Origin of the sequence: Pantoea sp. ACRSC (assembly GCF_022346785.1) — a bacterium.
In the GTDB taxonomy this organism is placed as follows: Bacteria; Pseudomonadota; Gammaproteobacteria; order Enterobacterales; family Enterobacteriaceae; genus Pantoea; species Pantoea alvi.
In genome coordinates, this window is record NZ_JAKRNN010000005.1 from 156,116 (window position 1) to 178,132 (window position 22,017).

The 22,017-nt window shown below is 58.6% G+C and carries 20 protein-coding genes; 13 read left to right on the forward strand and 7 right to left on the reverse strand.

Going from position 1 to position 22,017, the window contains the following annotated elements:
• Window positions 1–538 precede the first annotated feature (538 nt).
• Window positions 539–2,515 carry a biosynthetic arginine decarboxylase gene (speA, locus tag MHZ97_RS07890; protein ID WP_239314265.1) on the reverse strand — a complete coding sequence of 659 codons (1,977 nt, stop codon included), beginning with the start codon at window positions 2,513–2,515 and terminating at the stop codon, window positions 539–541.
• A 717-nt stretch (window positions 2,516–3,232) separates the two neighbouring features.
• Here speA and metK point away from each other — a divergent pair.
• The 8 genes from metK to ruvX all read left to right on the forward strand — a co-directional run bounded on the left by metK (window position 3,233) and on the right by ruvX (window position 10,677).
• Window positions 3,233–4,384 (forward strand): methionine adenosyltransferase, encoded by a 1,152-nt coding sequence (gene metK, locus MHZ97_RS07895; protein WP_103794746.1) that lies wholly within the window; start codon window positions 3,233–3,235, stop codon window positions 4,382–4,384.
• A gap of 434 nt (window positions 4,385–4,818) precedes the next feature.
• The gene (locus tag MHZ97_RS07900) at window positions 4,819–6,216 is read left to right on the forward strand and encodes a sugar porter family MFS transporter (protein ID WP_103794860.1); all 1,398 of its coding nucleotides are present in this window, start codon (window positions 4,819–4,821) and stop codon (window positions 6,214–6,216) included.
• A 238-nt stretch (window positions 6,217–6,454) separates the two neighbouring features.
• Window positions 6,455–6,967, forward strand: coding sequence for a SprT family zinc-dependent metalloprotease (locus MHZ97_RS07905; RefSeq protein WP_103794745.1), 513 nt, complete (start codon window positions 6,455–6,457; stop codon window positions 6,965–6,967).
• A 76-nt stretch (window positions 6,968–7,043) separates the two neighbouring features.
• The gene (gene endA, locus MHZ97_RS07910) at window positions 7,044–7,751 is read left to right on the forward strand and encodes a deoxyribonuclease I (protein WP_239314266.1); all 708 of its coding nucleotides are present in this window, start codon (window positions 7,044–7,046) and stop codon (window positions 7,749–7,751) included.
• Window positions 7,752–7,824: 73 nt separating this feature from the next.
• The gene (gene rsmE / locus MHZ97_RS07915) at window positions 7,825–8,556 is read left to right on the forward strand and encodes a 16S rRNA (uracil(1498)-N(3))-methyltransferase (RefSeq protein WP_103794743.1); all 732 of its coding nucleotides are present in this window, start codon (window positions 7,825–7,827) and stop codon (window positions 8,554–8,556) included.
• 116 nt (window positions 8,557–8,672) lie between these two features.
• A complete protein-coding gene (gene gshB / locus MHZ97_RS07920; protein WP_103794742.1) occupies window positions 8,673–9,617 on the forward strand; it encodes a glutathione synthase in 945 nt (314 codons plus the stop codon).
• 80 nt (window positions 9,618–9,697) lie between these two features.
• Window positions 9,698–10,261, forward strand: a complete 564-nt coding sequence (locus MHZ97_RS07925; RefSeq protein WP_103794741.1) for a YqgE/AlgH family protein — start codon at window positions 9,698–9,700, stop codon at window positions 10,259–10,261.
• Complete coding sequence (gene ruvX / locus MHZ97_RS07930) at window positions 10,261–10,677, forward strand: Holliday junction resolvase RuvX (protein ID WP_103794740.1); 417 nt, start codon at window positions 10,261–10,263, stop codon at window positions 10,675–10,677. Before MHZ97_RS07925 ends, ruvX begins: the two co-directional genes overlap by 1 nt.
• On the opposite strand, the gene MHZ97_RS07935 is transcribed toward ruvX, so the two are convergent.
• Window positions 10,646–11,698, reverse strand: coding sequence for a type IV pilus twitching motility protein PilT (locus tag MHZ97_RS07935; RefSeq protein WP_103794739.1), 1,053 nt, complete (start codon window positions 11,696–11,698; stop codon window positions 10,646–10,648). The two genes, ruvX and MHZ97_RS07935, sit on opposite strands and share 32 nt — an antisense overlap.
• A gap of 16 nt (window positions 11,699–11,714) precedes the next feature.
• Here MHZ97_RS07935 and MHZ97_RS07940 point away from each other — a divergent pair, with 16 nt between their 5' ends.
• Genes MHZ97_RS07940 through hemW form a run of 4 tightly spaced genes read left to right on the forward strand, consistent with a single transcriptional unit; the run spans window position 11,715 to window position 14,732 of the window.
• A complete protein-coding gene (locus MHZ97_RS07940; RefSeq protein WP_103794738.1) occupies window positions 11,715–12,422 on the forward strand; it encodes a YggS family pyridoxal phosphate-dependent enzyme in 708 nt (235 codons plus the stop codon).
• Between the two features lie 12 nt (window positions 12,423–12,434).
• The gene (locus tag MHZ97_RS07945) at window positions 12,435–12,989 is read left to right on the forward strand and encodes a YggT family protein (protein ID WP_103794737.1); all 555 of its coding nucleotides are present in this window, start codon (window positions 12,435–12,437) and stop codon (window positions 12,987–12,989) included.
• A 17-nt stretch (window positions 12,990–13,006) separates the two neighbouring features.
• Entirely contained in the window at window positions 13,007–13,600 is a 594-nt protein-coding gene (locus MHZ97_RS07950) for an XTP/dITP diphosphatase (protein ID WP_239314267.1), read from the forward strand.
• Window positions 13,593–14,732, forward strand: coding sequence for a radical SAM family heme chaperone HemW (gene hemW, locus MHZ97_RS07955; protein WP_103794735.1), 1,140 nt, complete (start codon window positions 13,593–13,595; stop codon window positions 14,730–14,732). Before MHZ97_RS07950 ends, hemW begins: the two co-directional genes overlap by 8 nt.
• Before the next feature lie 37 nt (window positions 14,733–14,769).
• Here hemW and MHZ97_RS07960 read toward each other — a convergent pair whose 3' ends face one another.
• The 5 genes from MHZ97_RS07960 to MHZ97_RS07980 all read right to left on the reverse strand — a co-directional run bounded on the left by MHZ97_RS07960 (window position 14,770) and on the right by MHZ97_RS07980 (window position 21,285).
• On the reverse strand, window positions 14,770–15,840 hold the full coding sequence (locus tag MHZ97_RS07960; RefSeq protein WP_239314268.1) for an ABC transporter ATP-binding protein: 1,071 nt from the start codon (window positions 15,838–15,840) through the stop codon (window positions 14,770–14,772).
• The gene (locus MHZ97_RS07965) at window positions 15,833–17,602 is read right to left on the reverse strand and encodes an iron ABC transporter permease (protein ID WP_103794733.1); all 1,770 of its coding nucleotides are present in this window, start codon (window positions 17,600–17,602) and stop codon (window positions 15,833–15,835) included. The genes MHZ97_RS07960 and MHZ97_RS07965 overlap by 8 nt, the downstream gene beginning before the upstream one ends.
• A 71-nt stretch (window positions 17,603–17,673) precedes the next feature.
• The gene (locus tag MHZ97_RS07970; RefSeq protein ID WP_239314269.1) at window positions 17,674–18,762 is read right to left on the reverse strand and encodes an ABC transporter substrate-binding protein; all 1,089 of its coding nucleotides are present in this window, start codon (window positions 18,760–18,762) and stop codon (window positions 17,674–17,676) included.
• Window positions 18,763–18,938: 176 nt separating this feature from the next.
• The gene (locus tag MHZ97_RS07975) at window positions 18,939–19,640 is read right to left on the reverse strand and encodes a response regulator (protein ID WP_239314270.1); all 702 of its coding nucleotides are present in this window, start codon (window positions 19,638–19,640) and stop codon (window positions 18,939–18,941) included.
• Complete coding sequence (locus tag MHZ97_RS07980) at window positions 19,627–21,285, reverse strand: sensor histidine kinase (protein WP_239314271.1); 1,659 nt, start codon at window positions 21,283–21,285, stop codon at window positions 19,627–19,629. The genes MHZ97_RS07975 and MHZ97_RS07980 overlap by 14 nt, the downstream gene beginning before the upstream one ends.
• Window positions 21,286–21,696: 411 nt before the next feature.
• Here MHZ97_RS07980 and cspA point away from each other — a divergent pair, with 411 nt between their 5' ends.
• A complete protein-coding gene (cspA, locus tag MHZ97_RS07985; protein WP_023479762.1) occupies window positions 21,697–21,909 on the forward strand; it encodes an RNA chaperone/antiterminator CspA in 213 nt (70 codons plus the stop codon).
• Window positions 21,910–22,017: the final 108 nt, after the last annotated feature.

A 22,017-nucleotide genomic window follows, 5' to 3' on the forward strand; every position in this document is an offset into this window, starting at 1 on the left:
TGGAAATTCAATAGACAGAAGCAATCAATAAAGGCTGACATAAGATATTTTTTGCCAAAAAAATCATAAAACATGCCTTAAATTAATCTCTACTCCAGACTTGACGAAATCAAAAATATCTACTCATATGTTTTTATTGACAAAAATATATATACACTTTCGACAAACATCACTTTCGCTGATAAATTTTATCTGGAGCGAAAACAGCCGCGGCTTCCAGAAAGCGTCAGAAATAAAACGCCCACCCCTAATTCTGCTTTAGTTATATTGTTTAAATTTAGTAATATATAAGCCTGAAAATTATCAGCCATACAGGCAATAAATTTAACGATCAAGACGCTCTGAACAAAGACCAACGCTAACGCCTCGTTTTTCCTGAAAAATTCAGCGACGTTGTAAATCCAGGGTATAAAGCGAGGCTTTACGAAGCTTAACCGGGGCGAAAAAGTGATAGCGCTCACAAAACCGGTAAAAAGGGAGATTGCAGGCGGGAAAAGAGGCTGCCGGGCCCCAGGCGGAGCCCGACGTGAAGCGTTAGTTACTCATCTTCAAGGTAGGTATAGCCGTACAGGCCGCTTTCAAACTCTTCCAGGAACTGCGCGCGCAGCTCATCGTCGAGATCGGTCTCTTTAACCTGATTACGGAACAGCGTCATCAGCTCGTCGGGGTTAAGCTGCACGTACTCCAGCATATCCGCCACGGTGTCGCCCTCATCTGACAGCTCAACCTCGACTTCACCGCCCGCGCGCGCGTAAACGTTGACCGCCTCGGTATCGCCGAACAGGTTATGCATATTGCCGAGGATCTCCTGATAGGCACCGACCATAAAGAAGCCGAGCATCGGCGGATTCTTCGGGTCATATTCCGGCATTGGCATGGTAGCGGCAATGCCGTCGCCGTCGACGTAGTGATCGATGGTGCCGTCGGAGTCGCAGGTGATATCCAGCAGCACCGCGCGGCGCTCCGGCTTTTTATTCAGCCCTTCCAGCGGCAGCACCGGGAAGAGCTGATCGATGCCCCAGGCATCCGGCATCGACTGGAACAGCGAGAAGTTAACGTACATCTTGTCCGCCATACGCTCCTGCAGCTCGTCGATAATCGGACGGTGCGCGCGGTTGCTCGGATCGAGATGTTGCTGAATATAGTGGCAGATGCTCAGGTAAAGCTGCTCCGCCCAGGCGCGCTGCGTCAGATCGTAGGTGCCGGAGGCGTAGCCGGTGTGGATATCGTGCAGATCCATCTGGCTGTCGTGCAGCCACTCGCGCAGCGAGCGACGCACGTCAGGTTCATGCATCTCCTGCCAGGTTTCCCACATGCTGAGGATCGGGCGCGGCGCATCCTCTTCCGGCGCCTGCGGCGTGATGAACTCGTTACGCTCTACGCCGATAATGTTGGAGACCAGCACGGTATGGTGCGCGGTAACGGCGCGGCCCGACTCGGTGATCACCGTCGGGTGATCCAGACCATGCTCTTCGCAGGCGTCGCCAATCGCCCAGATAACATTGTTGGCGTACTCGTTCAGACCGTAGTTAACCGAACAGTCGGACTGCGAGCGGGTGCCTTCATAATCGACGCCCAGACCGCCGCCGACGTCGAAGCATTTAATGTTGACGCCAAGCTTCGCCAGCTCAACGTAGAAGCGCGCCGACTCGCGCACCCCGGTGGCGATATCGCGGATATTGGCCATCTGCGAACCGAGATGGAAGTGCAGCAGCTGCAGGCTGTCGAGACGGCCGGCGTTGCGCATAATCTCCACCAGCTGCAGCACCTGCGACGCCGAGAGGCCGAACTTCGATTTTTCACCGCCGCTTGACTGCCATTTGCCGGAGCCCTGCGACGCCAGGCGCGCGCGGATGCCGAGACGCGGCACCACGTTCAGACGCTCGGCCTCTTCCAGCACCAGACGCACTTCCGTCATCTTCTCGATGACCAGATAGACTTTGTGGCCGAGCTTTTCGCCAATCAGCGCCAGACGGATATATTCACGGTCTTTGTAGCCGTTGCAGACGATCACCGTACGGGTTTTGCCCGCGTGCGCCAGCACCGCCATCAGCTCCGCTTTAGAGCCCGCTTCCAGCCCCAGCGGCTCGCCGGAGTTGACCAGCGATTCGATCACGCGCTTGTGCTGGTTGACCTTAATCGGGTAGACCAGGAAATAGTCGCCGCGGTAGCCGTAGGATTCGCGCGCGCGTTTAAACGCCGCGTTAATGGAGCGCAGACGATGCTGCAGGATTTGTGGAAAGCAGAACAGCGCAGGCAGACGCTGGCCCTGGGCTTCGCGCTCTTTCACCAGATTCGCCAGATCGACGCGCAGCGTCGGCTCGTCCGGATTCGGACAGACGCTGACGTGACCGCGTTCGTTAACGTCGTAGTAGTTATTGCCCCACCAGGCAACGTTATAGGTACGCAGCATTTTGCTGGCATCCTGGTCGTTCATTGCAACCTCCTGCATTGAGCGGAGCACACCCTGTTCGCCAGCTGACGAACCCTTGATAGTCTTCATGTCGCCAGACATCACGAACCTCGAATTTCTGTTGGAATGTGAAAAAAGCACAAAGCTAAGTGTAAAACACCCTGGCCCGTAACGTATAAGTGGACCTCGAATGCATCACGACGTTCACCGACGCGCGAACGCCAGTAAAGCGTCAGTTAAGAAGGTACAGGTTAACCGGCGCGCGTGTCGGGAGAATGACCGCAACAGGCGATACGTCGGAAAAGAGTAGAATAGGCAGGAAAGGAGAACGCCAGCGCGCCCGTTAAGCGCAGAGAACCGCAAGAGAGTAAAGCGTGGTTCATTACTTCTGTCACCTCCACACATGTTTTCGCATGTGGAAACAATCTGGGCGAACGTCAGAGAGGCTCTGACAGTGGCTACGCGCAGCGGCGTCATCCTCAGGGCTGCGTCAGGCAGCAGCGGCGTTTTATACCGCCTGACGGGCAAAATTGCAAAGCGTTTCGCTGGTCTGCCGCCGTTTAGCGTCACGTTTTTTTGCCAGCCACCGCTTTTCCGAAAAATGCGGAAACAGAAAAAGGGCTGGCATTTCGCTCACCCCTTAACCTAAAATAGCCGTCCAGATGGTTTTCCATCTAAACTGGTTAACATCCAGGCGGTTTCCGTCTGGCTTACTGACACTTCTTACTGCTCGCGGCTTTGCCTGAAGGGGCGTCAAGTAGGATCACCTCACTTACGCTATGCAGTCGAATTCAAACCATTTGTAAGGTAAAGAACAGAATGGCTAAACACCTTTTTACGTCCGAGTCCGTATCAGAAGGACATCCTGATAAAATCGCCGACCAGATTTCTGACGCCGTGCTGGACGCCATCCTCGAGCAGGATCCCAAAGCGCGCGTGGCCTGCGAAACCTACGTAAAAACCGGTATGGTGCTGGTCGGCGGTGAGATCACCACCAGCGCATGGGTCGATATCGAAGAGATCACCCGCAATACCGTACGTGAAATCGGTTATGTCCATTCCGATATGGGCTTTGACGCCAACTCCTGCGCCGTACTGAGCGCCATCGGCAAGCAGTCGCCTGATATTAATCAGGGCGTTGACCGCACCGACCCGCTGGAGCAGGGCGCGGGCGACCAGGGGCTGATGTTCGGCTACGCCACCAACGAAACCGACGTGCTGATGCCGGCGCCGGTAACCTATGCGCACCGTCTGGTGCAGCGCCAGTCTGAAGTGCGTAAAAACGGCACGCTGCCGTGGCTGCGTCCCGATGCGAAAAGCCAGATCACCTTCCAGTACGACGCGGGCAAAATTGTCGGCATCGACGCGGTGGTGCTGTCAACCCAGCATGCGGAAGATATCGAGCAGGCCACCCTGCGCGAGGCGGTCATGGAAGAGATCATCAAGCCGGTGCTGCCAGCCGAGTGGATCAACGCCAGCACCAAATACCATATCAACCCGACCGGCCGCTTCGTTATTGGCGGCCCGATGGGCGACTGCGGCCTGACCGGACGTAAAATCATCGTTGATACCTACGGCGGCATGGCGCGCCACGGCGGCGGCGCTTTCTCCGGCAAGGATCCCTCGAAGGTTGACCGTTCCGCTGCCTACGCAGCACGCTACGTGGCGAAAAACATCGTTGCCGCCGGCCTGGCTGACCGCTGCGAGATTCAGGTCTCCTACGCTATCGGCGTAGCGGAGCCGACCTCTATCATGGTGGAAACCTTCGGCACCGAGAAGATCTCAACCGAACAGCTGACCCTGCTGGTGCGCGAGTTCTTCGACCTGCGCCCTTACGGCCTGATCCAGATGCTGGACCTGCTGCAGCCGATCTATAAAGAGACCGCCGCTTACGGCCACTTCGGTCGCGAACACTTCCCGTGGGAAAAAACCGACAAGGCCGCTCAGCTGCGCGAAGCTGCGGGCCTGTAAGGTTTCTCTTCTGAGGCTCTCCTCTGTAACAGGGGGAGAGCCTTGTTTTTTAGCGCCTTTTCTCCCCGCCCTGCGCCCTGCTCAGCACATTTTCTTTTCTCAACTACACTTCTCAGACTCGTCAACGGCAAGCGTGATACCGATTACAAATTGAAACGCTTTAATAATCTGTTATTTAGGATTTAACCTCCGTGGTTATTCGGCTGAAAATGCGTTATTTTCAGCGTCCTCTGATAGCCGATAATTGACGCCATGTCGGAAACTTAACAAGTGCTATACCTTACTGGTTACTTAACCTTTTCGGGCTGAATATGCTGAATTTCAGGGTTTCGGCGTGTGTAAGCGATTACATCAGCGTGATCGCTATCACTTTTTCCCCGAAAGAGGTTTTTTAACATTAGATAACAACAATGATTGATAAACTCGGAGGCAAAATGCCTGGCAACACTCACAAAAGCAGAACCTCAAACAAGGCGATGACCTTGTTTGTCTGCTTTCTTGCGGCTCTCGCAGGGCTGTTATTTGGACTCGATATCGGCGTTATCGCGGGCGCGCTGCCGTTTATCGCTAAAGACTTTAACGTTACCGCACACCAGCAGGAGTGGATCGTTAGCTCCATGATGTTCGGCGCCGCGGTCGGCGCGGTCGGCTCCGGCTGGATGTCGTCGCGTCTCGGTCGTAAAAAGAGCCTGATGGCGGGCGCTATTCTGTTTGTTATCGGTTCGCTGTGGTCCGCTATGGCGCCGAACCCGGAAATGCTGATCGTCGCACGCGTGGTGCTGGGTCTCGCCGTCGGCGTTGCCTCTTATACCGCGCCGCTCTACCTGTCTGAAATCGCGCCGGAAAAAATCCGCGGCTCGATGATTTCGCTCTATCAGCTGATGATTACGATCGGTATTCTTGGCGCCTATCTCTCCGACACCGCCTTTAGCGCGTCCGGCGACTGGCGCTGGATGCTCGGCATCATCACCATTCCGGCGGTGCTGCTGCTGGTAGGCGTTATGTTCCTGCCCAACAGCCCGCGCTGGCTGGCGGCCAGAGGCGACTTCCGCGACGCCCAGCGCGTGCTGGATCGTCTGCGCGACACCAGCGAGCAGGCGAAACGCGAGCTGGAAGAGATCCGCGAGAGCCTGAAGATCAAGCAGTCCGGCTGGCAGCTGTTCCAGGGCAACAGCAATTTCCGCCGCGCGGTGTTCCTCGGCGTGCTGCTGCAGGTAATGCAGCAGTTCACCGGTATGAACGTCATCATGTACTACGCGCCGAAGATTTTTGAAATTGCCGGCTTTACCAATACCACCGAGCAGATGTGGGGCACCGTTATCGTTGGCCTGGTCAACGTGCTGGCGACCTTTATCGCCATCGGTCTGGTAGACCGCTGGGGCCGTAAGCCGACCCTGATCCTGGGCTTCCTGGTGATGGCAGCGGGTATGGGCGTACTGGGCACCATGCTGCATATGGGCATTCACTCGCAAGGCGCGCAGTACTTCGCTATCGCCATGCTGCTGATGTTTATCGTCGGCTTCGCCATGAGCGCCGGCCCGCTGATTTGGGTGCTGTGCTCGGAGATCCAGCCGCTGAAAGGCCGCGACTTCGGTATTACCGTTTCGACCGCGACCAACTGGATCGCCAATATGATTGTCGGCGCGACCTTCCTCACCATGCTGAATACGCTGGGCAACGCGAACACCTTCTGGGTCTATGCGCTGCTGAACGTCTTCTTTATTGTGCTGACCCTGATGCTGATTCCAGAGACCAAAAACGTCTCGCTGGAGCATATCGAGCGCAACCTGATGTCCGGCAAGAAACTGCGCGACATCGGTTCAAACAACTAAGTACTCAGGCGGGTACGCTCGCCTCCAACAGCGCGCAACCATGCTCGCAAGCGGGTGAGATGGTCCGAAGAGCAAAGCGTCCCGCGACAGAGATGTCGCGGGCCGAGCGGGCAAGGATGCCGCTTTTTGCGTCTTTGCGATCGGACCATCTCACCCGCACTGCACAAAAAGGTGGGCCTTGCAGCCCGCCTTTTTTATTTGATTGAGTTCTTCCCTCTCGCCGCCTATGCTTTCCGCCATGAAAACGCCCCGACTTCCCATCGCCCTCCAGCAGGCCGTTATGCGCTCGCTGCGCCATTTTTTACAGCTTGCCAGCGACAGGCTGGAGCGCCCTTTTGCCGAACCGACGCTGGTCTACCAGCAGCGCGGCACGGCGGCCGGCACCGCCTGGCTGGAGAAGTGGGAAATTCGCCTTAATCCGGTGCTGCTGCTGGAAAATCAGCAGGCGTTTATTGAGGAAGTGGTGCCGCACGAGCTGGCCCATCTGCTGGTCTGGAAAGTCTTTGGCCGCGTGCCGCCGCACGGCAAAGAGTGGAAGTGGATGATGCAGGAGGTGCTTGGCGTACCCGCGCGCCGCACCCATCAGTTCGAGATCGCCTCGGTGCGTGCCGCCACCTTTCCCTACCGCTGTGGATGCCAGCAGCATCATCTTACCCTACGCCGCCATAACCGCGTGCTGCGCGGCGAAAGCGAATACCGCTGCGTGCGCTGCAAAAGCCTGCTAAAACCGGGCGACTATTCGCCAGCCTGAGGGCAATTCCCATTCCGCTCGCGGCGCCATTCTGCTACCCTGCCGCCCTTTTTTACCGACTGAGAAAAATTGCATCATGTCTCGCAAAATGATCTGCGCCGTCGCGCTGCTGCTCTGCCCTCTTGCCGCCCAGGCGATCGCGCTGAACAACTACCATCAAAATAACTTTCAGCAGGCGAAAACCTTCGCTGCGGCGATCAACGCCGACGCGCCCGGCTCTTTCTACTGCGGCTGTAAAATCAGCTGGCAGGGTAAAAAAGGCATTCCCGATCTCAACAGCTGCGGCTATCAGGTGCGTAAAAACGCCAACCGCGCCGGACGCATCGAGTGGGAGCATGTCATGCCCGCCTGGGAGTTTGGCCACCAGCGTCAGTGCTGGCAGAACGGCGGCCGCAAAAACTGCAGCAAAGATGCCGACTATCGCCGCATCGAAAGCGATCTGCATAACCTGCAGCCCGCCATCGGCGAGGTGAACGGCGACCGCGGCAACTTCGCCTACAGCCAGTGGAACGGCGGCGAACAGCAGTATGGCCAGTGCGCCATGAAGGTAGACTTCAAGAACAAGCAGGCCGAGCCGCCCGCCCGCGCGCGCGGCGCCATTGCGCGCACCTACTTCTATATGCGCGACCAGTACCATCTGCGCCTGTCGCGCCAGCAGACCCAGCTATTCACCGTCTGGAACAAGCTCTATCCGGTCTCCAGCTGGGAGTGCGAACGCGACCAGCGTATCGCGCGCGCGCAGGGCAATCATAATCCTTATGTGCAGCAGGCTTGCCAGCGTTAAAATCACTGCCCTACACTAACGTCTTCTCGATATTGCCGCGCCGGGTGCGCGGCGCTCAGCTTTCAGGGCCTGTATGCGCATACCTCGCATTTATCATTCCGAACCTTTAACCAGCGGCAGCGAGATCGCGCTGGACGAAGACGCCTCTAACCACGTTGGGCGCGTTCTGCGTATGACCAGCGGCCAGCGTCTGGCGCTCTTTGATGGCACTAATCTGACTTTTGCGGCAGAGATCACTCTTGTAGATAAAAAGCGTGTAAAAGTAAGAGTCCTTGAAGGCCAGCCCGACGATCGTGAGTCTCCCCTGTTTCTGCATCTCGGCCAGGTGATGTCGCGCGGCGAAAAGATGGAGTTCACTATCCAGAAATCGATTGAACTGGGCGTGAGCGTGATAACGCCCCTCTTTTCGGAACGCTGCGGCGTTAAGCTGGATGCCGAACGACTGGCGAAAAAACTTCAGCAGTGGCAAAAGATCGCTATCGCCGCCTGCGAACAGTGCGGCCGCAACCGTGTGCCGGAAATCCGCCCGGCGATGACGCTGGAGGCCTGGTGCGCCGAGGCTGACGACAGCCTGAAGCTTAATCTGCATCCGCGCGCGCAGCAGAGCATTAATACGCTGCCGCAGCCGGTTGAGCGGGTTCGCCTGCTTATCGGCCCCGAAGGCGGCCTGAGCGCCGAGGAGATCGCGATGACGGGCGAGCACGGTTTTACCGATATTTTGCTCGGCCCGCGCGTTTTACGCACGGAAACCACCGCGCTGACCGCGATTACGGCACTCCAGGTGAGGTTTGGCGATCTCGGCTAGGGAATAATCAGGGGTTATATTAAGACGCGCGCAGCACTTACTGGCGTCCTGACTGGTCAGCCTGCGCTGACCGCACAGAACGAGGCGGAAAAAACCGCCTCTCTGAGGAGAGAATAATGATTAAGCTAGGCATCGTGATGGACCCAATCGCGTCCATCAACATTAAAAAAGACACCAGCTTCGCCATGTTGCTGGAAGCACAGCGCCGCGGTTACGAAATTCACTATATGGAGATGGCCGACCTCTCGCTGCGCGGCGGCGTCGCTTACGCACGCACTCGCCTGCTGAGCGTCGATCAGAACTATGATAAATGGTATGAGTTCGGCAGCGAGCAGGAGATTAAGCTGGCCGATCTCAACGTGGTTCTGATGCGTAAGGATCCGCCGTTCGACACGGAGTTTATCTACGCCACCTATATTCTGGAGCGCGCCGAAGAGCAAGGCACGCTGATCGTTAACAAGCCGCAGAGCCTGCGCGACTGTAACGAGAAGCTCTATACCGCCTGGTTCTCTGAGTTCACGCCAGATACGCTGGTGACGCGCAGCAAAGAGAAACTGCGCGCCTTCTGGCAGGAGCACGGCGACATTATTATGAAGCCGCTGGACGGCATGGGCGGCGCGTCGATTTTCCGCGTAAAGCAGGACGACCCGAACTTTGGCGTGATCACCGAGACGCTGACCAACCACGGCCAGTTCTTCTGTATGGCGCAGAACTATCTGCCAGCCATTAAAGAGGGCGACAAGCGCGTGCTGGTCGTGGACGGCGAGCCGGTGCCTTACTGCCTGGCGCGCATCCCGCAGGGCGGCGAAACGCGCGGCAACCTGGCCGCTGGCGGCCGCGGTGAAGCGCGCCCGCTGAGCGAAAGCGACTGGGAAATTGCCCGCCGCGTCGGCCCGACGCTGAAAGCAAAAGGACTGATTTTTGTCGGCCTGGATATCATTGGTGATAAACTCACGGAAGTGAACGTCACCAGCCCGACCTGCGTGCGTGAAATTGAAGCCGCATTCCCGATCTCCATCACCGGTATGTTGATGGACGCTATCGAGAAGCGTCTGGGCTGAGCATGACCCTGGAGCCAGGCTCCGTGATCAACCCAAACCGGCGCAGACTCGCGCCGGCTATTTTGGTACATCGAGTGAGAATGAATTTACAGCATCATTTTTTGATTGCCATGCCTTCCCTACAGGATCCCTTTTTCAAACGCTCCGTGGTCTATATCTGCGAGCACAATGAAGAAGGCGCGATGGGTTTGATTATCAACAAGCCAATGGAAAATCTGACGGTCGAAGGCATTTTAAAGAAGCTGAAAATCACGTCAGGCGAGCGCGACCCCGCGATCCGCCTGGACAAACCGGTTTTCAGCGGCGGCCCGCTGGCTGAGGATCGCGGCTTTATTCTTCACTCCGCCCAGCGCATCTTCTCTTCCAGCATCCGCATTTCCGACACCACGGTGATCACCACATCCCGCGACGTGCTGGAGTCGCTCGGCACCGCTTCGCAGCCGGAGCATGTGCTGGTGGCGCTGGGCTACTGCGCCTGGGAGAAAGATCAGCTGGAAAACGAGCTGCTGGAGAACGCCTGGCTTACCACCCCCGCCAACAGCAATATTCTGTTCCAGACGCCGATTGCCGATCGCTGGCGCGAAGCGGCACGCAGCATCGGCATCGATATTCACAGCATCGCCAGCGATGCGGGACACGCCTGATGTCGACGCAAACCTTGCTGGGCTTCGACTTCGGCACCAAAAGCATCGGCGTGGCGGTCGGCCAGCAGCTGACCGGCAGTGCGCGACCTCTCGCCGCGCTGAAAGCGCAGGACGGTACCCCGGACTGGCTGCAGATAGAGCGCCTGCTGAAAGAGTGGCAGCCTGATTTTGTGGTTGTCGGCCTGCCGCTGAATATGGACGGCACCGAGCAGCCGCTTACCGCGCGCGCGCGCAAGTTCGCCAGCCGGCTGCACGGGCGCTTCGGCGTGCGCGTCGAGCTGCAGGATGAGCGCCTTAGCACGGTAGAAGCGCGTGCCGGCCTGTTCGAGCGCGGCGGCTATCGCGCGCTGAATAAAGGCTCGGTGGATTCGCAGTCGGCGGCGATTATTCTGCAGGACTGGTTCGAAACCCACTGACTTCCGCGCAGCACTCGCCTGGCTCCGCTGCGATCAGCCCTTCCCGCTGCCGCGCCAGCAGGCTCTGCGCGAAGGTTTGCATCCCGGCCTGCGCGCCGGTTTGCAGCAGCGCGCCGATCTGATGCATCTTGCCGTCGCGGATCAGGTTCGCCACAGCGGGCGTGGCGACCAGCACTTCAAACAGCCCAATGCGTCCGCCGTCTCGCGCCGCCGCCAGCTTCTGCGCGATTACCGCCTTCAGGCTGCCCGCCAGCTGGGCGCGCACCAGATTTTTCTCCTCGGCCGGAAAGACATCCACCAGACGATCTATCGCCTGCGCCGCGCCGCGCGTGTGCAGCGTGGCGAGCACCAGATGGCCGGTTTCGGCGGCGGTAAGCGCCTGGCGAATGGTGTCGCTGTCGCGCAGCTCGCCCAGCAGAATAACGTCGGGATCTTCACGCAGCGCGGCGCGCAGCCCGAGGCTGAACGAGGCGCAGTGCGCGCCGATCTCGCGCTGCTGGATCAGCGATCGCTGGCTCTGGTGGATGAACTCAATAGGATCTTCCAGGGTAATAATGTGCTTCGCCTGCTGACGATTGATGGCGTCGACCATCGCCGCAAGCGTAGTGGATTTGCCGCTGCCGGTGGCGCCGGTTACCAGAATCAGCCCATCCTCCAGCCGCAGCCAGCAGGGCAACACGGGCGGCAGGCGCAGGCTCTCCAGCGTCGGGCAGCGGGTCGCCAGGGTGCGCAGCGCCAGCGACAGCCCCTGCCGCTGACGAAACAGACTGGCGCGCAGCCGCTGACCGTCAGCCAGCGAGAAGGCGAAGTCGGTTTGCCCCTGCGCCGCCAGCTCTTCGCGCTGACGCGCGTCGAGATAGCGCCCGGCAGCGCGCGCCAGCCAGTCGGCCGTCAGCGGCGCAAGATGGGGGATGCGCTCCAGCCTGCCGTGGCGCCGCCAGCGCGGCGAATCTCCGCTGCACAGGTGCAGATCGGCGGCATTATGCTTTACACTAAGCGCCACTATTTCTTCCAACTCCATAGATAGCCTCCTGACGATGACCTCAATCCAGCACAACCTACAGCAACTGCGTCAGCGAATCCGCGCTGCCGCAACGCAATGCGGGCGCGATCCAGAAGAAGTTACGCTGCTTGCCGTCAGTAAAACCAAACCTGCGAGCGCGGTCGAAGAGGCGATTAACGCCGGCCAGCTCGCCTTTGGCGAAAATTACGTGCAGGAAGGGGTTGAAAAGATTGCGGCGCTGGCCGCACATCCAGAGGTTGAGTGGCACTTCATCGGCCCGCTGCAGTCGAATAAAAGCCGCCTGGTCGCGGAGCATTTCGCCTGGTGTCATACGGTGGATCGCCTGAAGATCGCTCAGCGCCTGAACGATCAGCGTCCCGCCTCGCTGCCGCCGCTGAATGTGTTGATTCAGGTAAATATCAGTGACGAAAACAGCAAATCTGGCATCATGCTGGAGGCCTTGCCTGAACTGGCGCAGCAGGTCGCCGCGCTGCCGCAACTGCGCCTGCGCGGCCTGATGGCGATCCCGGCGCCAGAGAGCGACTACGGGCGTCAGCTGGCGGTGTGCCAGCGCATGGGCGAGGCCTTCCGCCAGCTAAAGCAGCGCTTTCCCGACGTCGATACGCTTTCTCTGGGAATGAGCGACGACATGGAGGCGGCTATTGCCGCAGGCAGCACCATGGTGCGCATCGGCACCGCGATTTTCGGCGCGCGGGACTACGCGCGCAACCCACAACAATAATTGAGGAACCTCATGTTAACACTGACGTTTTTAGTCAAAACGCTGATCGACCTGTATGTGATGGTGCTGCTGCTGCGCATCTGGATGCAGTGGTCGCGCTGCGATTTCTACAATCCGCTGTCGCAGTTTGTCGTGAAGATCACTCAGCCGATCATTAAGCCGCTGCGCCGCATTATTCCGGCCATCGGTCCGGTCGATACCGCCTCGCTGCTGCTGGCGTTTGTGCTGACGACGCTGAAATACCCGATTCTGCTGCTGATCCAGGTCGGCGCCTTCTCGGTCGATCCGGCCAACCTGCTGGTCGGCCTGCTCTCGCTGGTAAAATCCGCTGGCTATCTGGTGTTCTGGGTGATCATTATTCGCTCGCTGATGAGCTGGATCAGCCAGGGCCGTGGCCCGCTGGACTACGTGCTGGTGCAGCTGACTGAACCGCTGATGGCGCCGATTCGCCGCATTCTGCCTGCGATGGGCGGCATCGACTTCTCTGCGATGATTGTCATTCTGGTGCTCTACGCCCTGAACTTCCTGGGTATGGATCTGTTTCCAGGCCTCTGGTTTCTGCTGTAAATATGACTGGAACTGCTATGCAAAAAGTTGTGCTCGCTACCGGTAATCCCGGCAAGGTACGTGAACTGGCGGATCTGCTCTCCGCCTTTGGCCTGGATATCGTGGCGCAAACCGATCTGGGGGTAGAGTCGGCAGAAGAGACCGGCCTGACCTTTATCGAAAACGCCATTCTGAAAGCGCGCCACGCCGCGCAGATCACCGGCCTCCCCGCCATCGCCGACGATTCAGGTCTGGCGGTGGATGCGCTGGGCGGCGCGCCTGGCATCTATTCGGCGCGCTACGCGGGTGAATCCGCCAGCGATCGGGAGAACCTTGAGAAACTGCTGAAGGCGCTGGAAGCGGTGCCGGATGGCGAACGTCAGGCGCAGTTCCACTGCGTGCTGGTCTATCTGCGCCATGCGGAAGATCCGACGCCGCTGGTGTTTCACGGCAGCTGGGCGGGCGAAATCACCCGCTCCGCCGCTGGCGAAGGCGGCTTCGGCTACGATCCCATCTTTTACGTGCCCGAACTGGGCAAAACCGCCGCTGAGCTGAGCAAAACGGAAAAAGGCGCGGTTTCTCATCGAGGCAAAGCATTGACGCTGCTGCTGGAAGCGATGCGCAATGCCTGATTTACCGCCGTTAAGTCTCTACATCCATATTCCGTGGTGCGTGCAGAAGTGCCCCTACTGCGACTTCAACTCCCATGCGTTAAAAGGCGAGGTGCCGCACGTCGAGTATGTGCAGCACCTGCTGCGCGATCTGGAAAATGACCTGCCGCTGACCCACGGGCGCGAGGTGCGCACCATTTTTATCGGCGGCGGCACGCCCAGCCTGCTGAGCGGCGAGGCGATGCAGCTGCTGATGGATGGCGTGCGCGCGCGGCTGCCGCTGGCGGCGGATGCGGAGATCACCATGGAGGCCAATCCCGGCACCGTGGAGGCGGACCGCTTCAGCGCCTATCAGCTGGCGGGCATTAACCGTATCTCTATCGGCGTGCAGAGCTTCGACCCGCAGAAGCTGACGCGGCTGGGACGCATTCACGGCCCGGACGAGGCGAAGCGCGCCGCGCAGCTGGCGGAAGGGCTGCATCTGCGCAGCTTTAACCTCGACCTGATGCACGGCCTGCCCGATCAGTCGCTGGAAGAGGCGCTAAGCGACCTGAAGCAGGCGATCGCGCTTAATCCGCCGCATCTCTCCTGGTATCAGCTGACTATTGAGCCGAATACGCTGTTCGGTTCACGCCCGCCGACGCTGCCGGACGACGACGCGCTGTGGGATATTTTCGAGCAAGGGGATCGCCTGCTGACCGCCGCCGGCTATCAGCAGTATGAGACCTCCGCCTACGCGAAGCCGGGCTACCGCTGCGAGCATAACCTTAACTACTGGCGCTTTGGCGACTACCTCGGCATCGGCTGCGGCGCGCACGGCAAGCTGACCCAGCCGGACGGCCGCATCGTGCGCACCGTGAAGACGCGTCATCCGCGCGGCTTTATGCAGGGGCGCTATCAGGAGAAGCAGTATGAGGTCGCTGACGTTGAGAAGCCGTTCGAGTACTTTATGAACCGCTTCCGCCTGCTGGAAGCGGCGCCGCGTGAGGAGTTTGCGCGCTATACCGGCCTGAGCGAGCAGACGATTCGCCCGCAGATGGATGCGGCGATCGCCGCTGGCTACGTGGCGGAGAGCGCCACGCACTGGCAGATAACGGATAAAGGAAAGCTGTTTTTGAACTCGCTGCTGGAGCTGTTTCTGGCGGAGGAGTAAGTGAAAACAACGAGGGCGGCGCAGGCCGCCCTCAGCGTTACGCCTTTGGAAAGATCCACAGATGGTTTTCAGGCAGCGCCAGATGGCAATGCTGCGGATCGCGCACCTCATTGCCGTAGGCGCGAATAGCAAAATCGTCCCCCGCGGTGCGGAACAGATACTCCCAGCGATCGCCGAGATACATGCTGGTAACCAGCGGCAGCGCCAGCTGATTCTCGCCCGGCCCGTCAACCAGCCTTACGCGCTCTACGCGGATCACCGCCGTCGCCTCCTGGCCCTGCTGCACCCCCTCTCCCGCTCTGCCCCACAGGCTCCAGCCTTTGCCCGTAATGCGCGCTTTACCGTCACGCAGCTCGGCGACGGTTCCGTGCAGCCGGTTGTTGCTGCCCATAAACTCGGCGGTAAACAGGGTTTTGGGCGCGCCGTACATCTCCTGCGGCGTGCCCTGCTGCTCGATCTTGCCGTTATTCAGCAGCAGGATGCGGTCGGAAATCGCCATCGCCTCGTTCTGGTCGTGGGTCACCATCAGCGCCGACAGGCCCAGCTTGATGATCAGCTCACGCAGGAAAACGCGCGCCTCTTCCCGCAGCTTGGCGTCGAGGTTCGACAGCGGCTCATCCAGCAGGATCACCGGCGGGTTGTAAACCAGCGCGCGGCCAATGGCAACGCGCTGCTGCTGTCCGCCCGAGAGCTGATGCGGATGGCGCTTGCCCAGATGGCCCAGCCCCAGCTGGGTAAGTACGTCCTGCACCCGCTGATTAATCTCCGCGGAAGCGACCTTACGCAGCTTCAGCGGATAGGCCACATTTTCGAACACCGTTTTATGCGGCCAGAGCGCGTAGGACTGAAACACCAGCCCGAGGTTGCGCTCTTCCGCCGGGATCTCACTGCGCGGCGTCCCGGCATACACCTGATTTTTGCCAATAACGATACTGCCCTGCGTCGGCTTTTCCAGCCCGGCAACGGCGCGCAGCAGCGTGGTTTTACCGCTGCCGGACGGCCCAAGCAGTGAAACCACTTCGCCGCGCTGCAAATTCATGGAGACCCCTTTTAAAACCGGGTTGTCGCCATAGGTTAAATGCAGGTTTTCTACTGATAATTCAATCATGTAATTTCACTCCAAATCGCAGGGCGATACCCAGACCCACCACCACCAGCAGGATGTTAATAAACGAGAGCGCGGCGACAATATCGATCGCGCCTGCGGCCCACAGGGAAACCAGCATCGAGCCGATGGTTTCCGTGCCGGGGGAAAGCAGATAAACGCCGGTGGAGTATTCGCGTTCGAAAATCAGGAACATCAGCAGCCATGAGCCGATCAGGCCGTAGCGCGAGAGCGGGATGGTGACGTGGCGCGTAATTTGTCCGCGCGTGGCGCCGGTGCTGCGCGCCGCCTCTTCCAGTTCCGGGCCCACCTGCAGCAAGGTTGAGGAGATGAGCCGCAGGCCATAGGCCATCCATACCACCGTGTAGGCCAGCCAGACGCTGAAGATGGTGCTGCGCAGCGAGCGCAGCCAGACGATCAGGTTATCGCGCAGCCACTGCGACCAGGCGAAATCGGAAAGCCAGCCCGATTTAAGCGAGTTGTCCAGCCACAGCGGCAGGAACAAAAAGACCCAGAGAAAGGCCAGACCCGCCAGCAGTCCCGGCACCGCGCGCGGCACCAGCACGCTGTAGTCGAGAAAGCGCGTGGTATTGTCGGGCTTGCGGTGCATGGCGATGCCGATAAACAGGTAGCATCCCACCGCCAGCGCGCCGCCGATAACGCCAATTGCCATTGAGTTGACGATGGCGCGCAGCAGGTTCGGCTGCGCCCAGATGGTCTGGAAGGTTTTAATCGACAGCTCGTCCCACAGCGAGACGCCGACGCCCCAGTTAGAGATAAAGGCGCGCAGCACCACGCCCAGCAGCGGCACGCCGATGGTTACCGTCAGCCAGAACGCCACCACCGCGCCCGCCACCCAGCGCCATTTCCCCAGCGGCAGCGCGCGCGCCTGGGATGCTTTGCCCTTAAGGGTCACGAAGCGGTTGGCGGTGCGCATCAGGCGGCGCTGCAGCATCACCAGCGGAATGGTGATGCAGATCAGCACCACCGCCACCGCAGCCATCAGGTGATAGGAGGGGGTGCCGAGCTTGTTGGTCAGCTGATAGAGATAGGTCGCCAGCACCATGTTGCCTTCGGGATCGCCCAGCACCAGCATTAGGCCGAACACCTCCAGCCCGAGGAAAAACAGCAGTACCACGGCATAGAGGATAGAGGGGCGCACCATCGGCAGGCTCACCGCCGTCATCACCTGCAGCGGCGAGGCGCCGGCGATGCGCGCCGCCTCCTCTACATCCGATCCCACGCTGCGCAGCGCTGAGGAGATATAGAGATAGGCGTGGGGAACGTGCGTCAGCCCGGCAATCACCACGATGCTCGACATGTCGTAGATATTCCACGGCACAAAGCCCAGCAGAGACTGCGCCCACAGCGAGAAGAAGCCGACCGGCCCGGCAGCCACCACATAGCCGAAGCCCAGCACCATCGGCGAGACAAAGATCGGCACCAGGATCAGCGGCTCGATAATACGTCTGCCCGGCAGGTCGGTACGCACCATCAGAAACGCCAGAATGCCGCCCAGCGGAATAGCGATGATTACCAGCCCAAAGGCGAGAATAAAGCCACTTTTCAGCGCTTTATAGAAGTCGGGATCGGTAAAAATAAATTCAAATGCTTCCAGGCTCCACGCTTTTGACGGCACAAAAAAGGGGGCGGATAAAAAACTCTGGATAACGATAAACGACAGCGGAACGTAGATAACCAGCGCGGTTAACAGCACCACGACGCCGCGCGGCAAACTCTGCCACTTTCTGCGCAATGCATTCATATTGAGATCCTGAATGGCGAAACCTTAGGAAAGAGAAGCGCGACGCAGAGGGCCGCGCTTCCGTACTGCCGTTATTTACCGGCGGCTGTGCGCCACTGTTTGATGTAATCCAGACGTTTTTTCGGCTGCAGGTACTCCAGCAGGCTTTCGTCTACCGGGATAGGCTTCAGCGCGTTACCTGACATTTTGGTCAGGCCGTCGATATCGTTTTTGCCTTCGATATCGTTACGCAGCGAGGGGATATCAGCCTGGTTAGCCAGAATGGTTTGCCCTTTCTCAGAGAGGACGTAATCGAGCCACAGCTTCGCCGCATGGCTGTTCTGCGCCTGCTGGCTGATAAAGGAGACGCGCGACAGCACCAGCATGTAGTCCTTCGGATAGGAGATGCCCAGCGATGGATCGGTTTTGGCGCGCGCTTCCGCGTAGGAGCCGAGAATATTAAAGCCGATCAGGTTTTCGCCGGAAGAGACCCGCTCCATCATGGTGCCGGTAGAGGACTGCACCGCCAGGCCGCCTTTCGCCACATCCGCCAGCGTTTTGAAATAGTTGGGATCGGCTTTGAAATCCTGTACCGAGAGCATAAAACCTAACCCCGATTTCTCAATATCATAGGTGGTCACTTTGCTCTTGAATTTATCGGTCTGGCTGGCGATCAGCTTCGCCAGCGCGGTGTGGGAATCGGGCACGTCGCCAGCCGGGATCAGCCGTTTGTTATAGATGATCACCACCGGCTCGTAGGTGGTGCCGTAGGCGCGGTTCTTCCAGACCGCCCACTTCGGCAGCTGGCCGAGTTCGGGCGACTGATACTCCTGCGCGTAGTCGGTGGCCAGCTTCAGGCCGGTGTCCATCGAGGAGCTCCAGACCACATCGCCGCTGGTGCCGCCGGAGGCCTGTTCGCTGATAAAACGGTTGTACAGCTCGGTGCTGTTCATATCGTTATATTCAACCTTAATGCCAGGATAGGTCGCTTCAAAGCCTTTGATCAGCGGCCCGGCGGCTTTAACATCGGTGGTGGAATAGACCACGACCTTGCCTTCTTTGGTCGCGGCGTCGATAACGCCCTGATAGTCCGCCGGATAGCCCTGGGGCAGCGCGGAGAAGGCGGAGCAGGAGATAAATACGGTAGCGGCAACCAGAGTAAGAGGATATTTGTTCGACATTATATTTAACCTTTTAGTTACACTTTAGGAACTAAGGGTCAACATAGCCGAACGTGTTGGCCAGGCAAGAGGTGTCCGAACGTTATCTTCGCGAAGTGTGATTATTGGCGTTTTTTCGGCAATTAACACCATTAAAACCACGCCGGCATCGCCCGCCTCTATTGCGCGCGATCACACTATTTCAGGCCGCTTATTTTGCGGTAGAGCCGCCGGGGATGACCAATATTGCCGTACTGCATCTCGACGCCGATAAAGCCGATCTCCACGCAGTACTCCAGATAACGACGGCCGGTGGTTTTACTGATGCCGACGCTCTCTACCACCTGCTCTACCGACCAGCTGCAATCGGGCGCATCGCTAAAAAAGCGTTTAACCCGCGTCAGGGTCAGTGACTCGATGCCTTTGGTCGAGGGCGCGGGCGACGCGTCGCTGGCTGGCAAATTGAACAGCTTGTCCAGCGCGTGCTGATCCACATTGGTCATCTGGCGCATCGTCTGCACCAGCAGCATAAACCGCTCCAGCGAGGCGCGCAGGCGATGAAAAAAAACCGGCTTGAGCAGATAGTCCAGCGCGCCGCTGCGCATCGCGTGGCTACAGGTCTGCATGTCGCTGGCGGCGGTAATAAAGATCACGGAGCAGTCAAAACGCTTCAGCAGTGGATCGTCGATCAGCGTAACGCCCTGCCCGTCCGGCAGGTAATTATCCAGCAGCACCAGCCGCGGCTGATGCTGTTCGATCAGCTGGCGCGCCTGCTCCAGCGTGGCGGCAATCCCCACCACGCGCAGATGAAAATGCTGCTCGATAAATTCGCGATGCAAACCGGCGAGATGCGGCTCATCTTCCACAATCACCACCTCGAGCGGCTTAGCGTTGTTCATGAGAAAGTCCTGTCGAAACAGCGGGCGGGAACGGAATAAAAATCGTGAAAATGGTTCCCTGTGGCGCATTGTCGTTGATTTCGATGCTGCCGCCCGCCTGATGAACATAGCCCGCCGCCAGATAGAGGCCGATGCCGTGCTCCGAGCCGAGCGGGTCGTCGTCGCTGGCGGGCTTGCTGGTTACGCCCTGCTCAAACAGCCGGGGTTTCAGCTGCTCGTCCACGCCGCAGCCCTGATCGGCCACCTCAATCAACAGCTCCTGGTTGCGATCGGAAATATAGAGTTCGACCGGCGGAGCGGGTCGCTTTACCTTGAGCGTAGCGTCTACCGCGTTATCCAGCACGTTGCCGATCACCGACATCAGAGCGGTTTCGCTAATGGTCGCCGGGATGCGGGCGAGCTGGCAGGCGGGATCGAACGTCAGCTCGACCCCCTTTTCCCGCGCGCTGACATATTTGCCCAGCAGCAGCCCGCACAGCGCCGGCGAGGTAAAGCGCGCCGAGACGAAATCGAGCACCTGCTGCGCGCCGGCGGACTGCGCCTGGATATAGCGCATCGCGTCGTTATAGCGCTGCATCTGCAGCAGACCCACCAGCGTGGCGGTCCAGTTAAGCTGCTCATGGCGCATAATGCGCAAATTATCCGCGTAGCGCTTGACCTGGCTTAGCTGGCTGCTCAGGGTATTGATGTCATTTTTATCGCGGAAGCTGCAGACCCAGCCGCCCGGCACGCCGGGTTCAAGATCGATAGCGACCTGATTGACGATCACCTGACGCTGGTTGAGGACGGTGATCCGATCGTGCTGACGGCCCTTCTCCTGGCCGCCGCTCTCGCTGAGAAAGCCGGGAGGGATCTGCACCACCTCATGCAGCGGCTTGCCCAGCAGCTCACTCTCGCTGCGATCGATATCCAGCAGCTCTCTGGCGGCGCGGTTGATTAAGATCAGCTGCTTTTCGGCGTTGACGGCAAAGACCCCTTCATACATCGCTTCGAGCAGCGCTTTTTGCTGCAGCACCAGCAGCACGATATCTTTCGGCTCCAGCCAGAACATCTGCTTTTTAAGGTTGCGGCTAAAGGCCCATGAAAAGATAAACAGCAGCAGCAGCAGCGCCAGCCCGTAGAGGCTCGCCTGCCACAGCAGCCTGACGTTGATATTGGCGATCCAGGAGGTGAGATAGCCGACCGAGACGATACCGATAACCTGATGGTGCGCATCAAAAACAGGGGCTTTGCTGCGCAGCGACACGCCGATACCGCCCTTACGCACCGAAATAATGGTTTTCCCCTGTAGCACCTCGCCATTATCACCGCCAATCAGCGGCAGATTAATGCGCTCGGGCGATTCGGAATGGTAGAGATGCTGCTCGCGCGCGTCGCCGATCACGATATAGCTGGCGTCGCTTTGATCGCGCAGCGGCTGGATCAGCCGGGCGATGCCCGCAATATCGCGGCTCGCCACCTTTTCCGCCAGGCCGGGCATTAGCGCAATCACGCTCGCCTGTACCCGCGCGCGCTGCCCCAGATCGTGATGCAGTTGCCGATCGATAAAATGAAACAGGATAACGCCCTGCAGCGCCAGCAGCAGGCAGGAAAACAGCACCAGCGAGAGAAAGAGTTTTACCTGGAAAGGCAATCTGCGTTTCATACAACCTGTTATAAAGAGGAACGGGGGCGCGGCATCCGGCAAGACTAGCACGCACGCAGGGCACCCGCGGCTGGCTAAGGCCAGAGTTGTGAACTGGCTACCATCTCAGCGAGACGCCTGAATCTCTGATTCAGCCGGAATCGTGAGCCGCAGCGGCTATCCATGCAGCCGTCCAGGTGTATAAGTGGTTAAAATAAATTAATATAAATGTTGCCAGATCGCATTCCCTGTGGCTTAATAGCGCCATCGGTTTGGAATACAGACCTTATGAAAGCAGTTTTAGTAAAGCAGTCCTCAGTTCAAGTGTTATCCAAAGATACCCTTCTTCGTGAGCCTCCTCCTAAGCGCCCCATAAGTAATTCTCAGGCCATCTCTGCCGCTTTTAGTGGCTCATAAATTAAGGAAATATCTATGTCTAACAAAATGACTGGTTTAGTAAAATGGTTCAACTCTGACAAAGGTTTCGGCTTCATCACTCCGGACGACGGCAGCAAAGATGTATTCGTACACTTCTCTGCAATTCAGAGCGACAGCTACAAAACTCTCGACGAAGGCCAGAAAGTCTCTTTCACCATTGAAAATGGTGCTAAAGGCCCTGCTGCCGGCAACGTCACCGCGCTGTAAGACGCGCCCGTTATCAGCGACGCCTGGAACAGCGATGAAGGCAAAAGCCAGAGCAGCTAAGCGCCGCTGATAATGAATAAACCCGCCCCGTGCGGGTTTTTTTATATC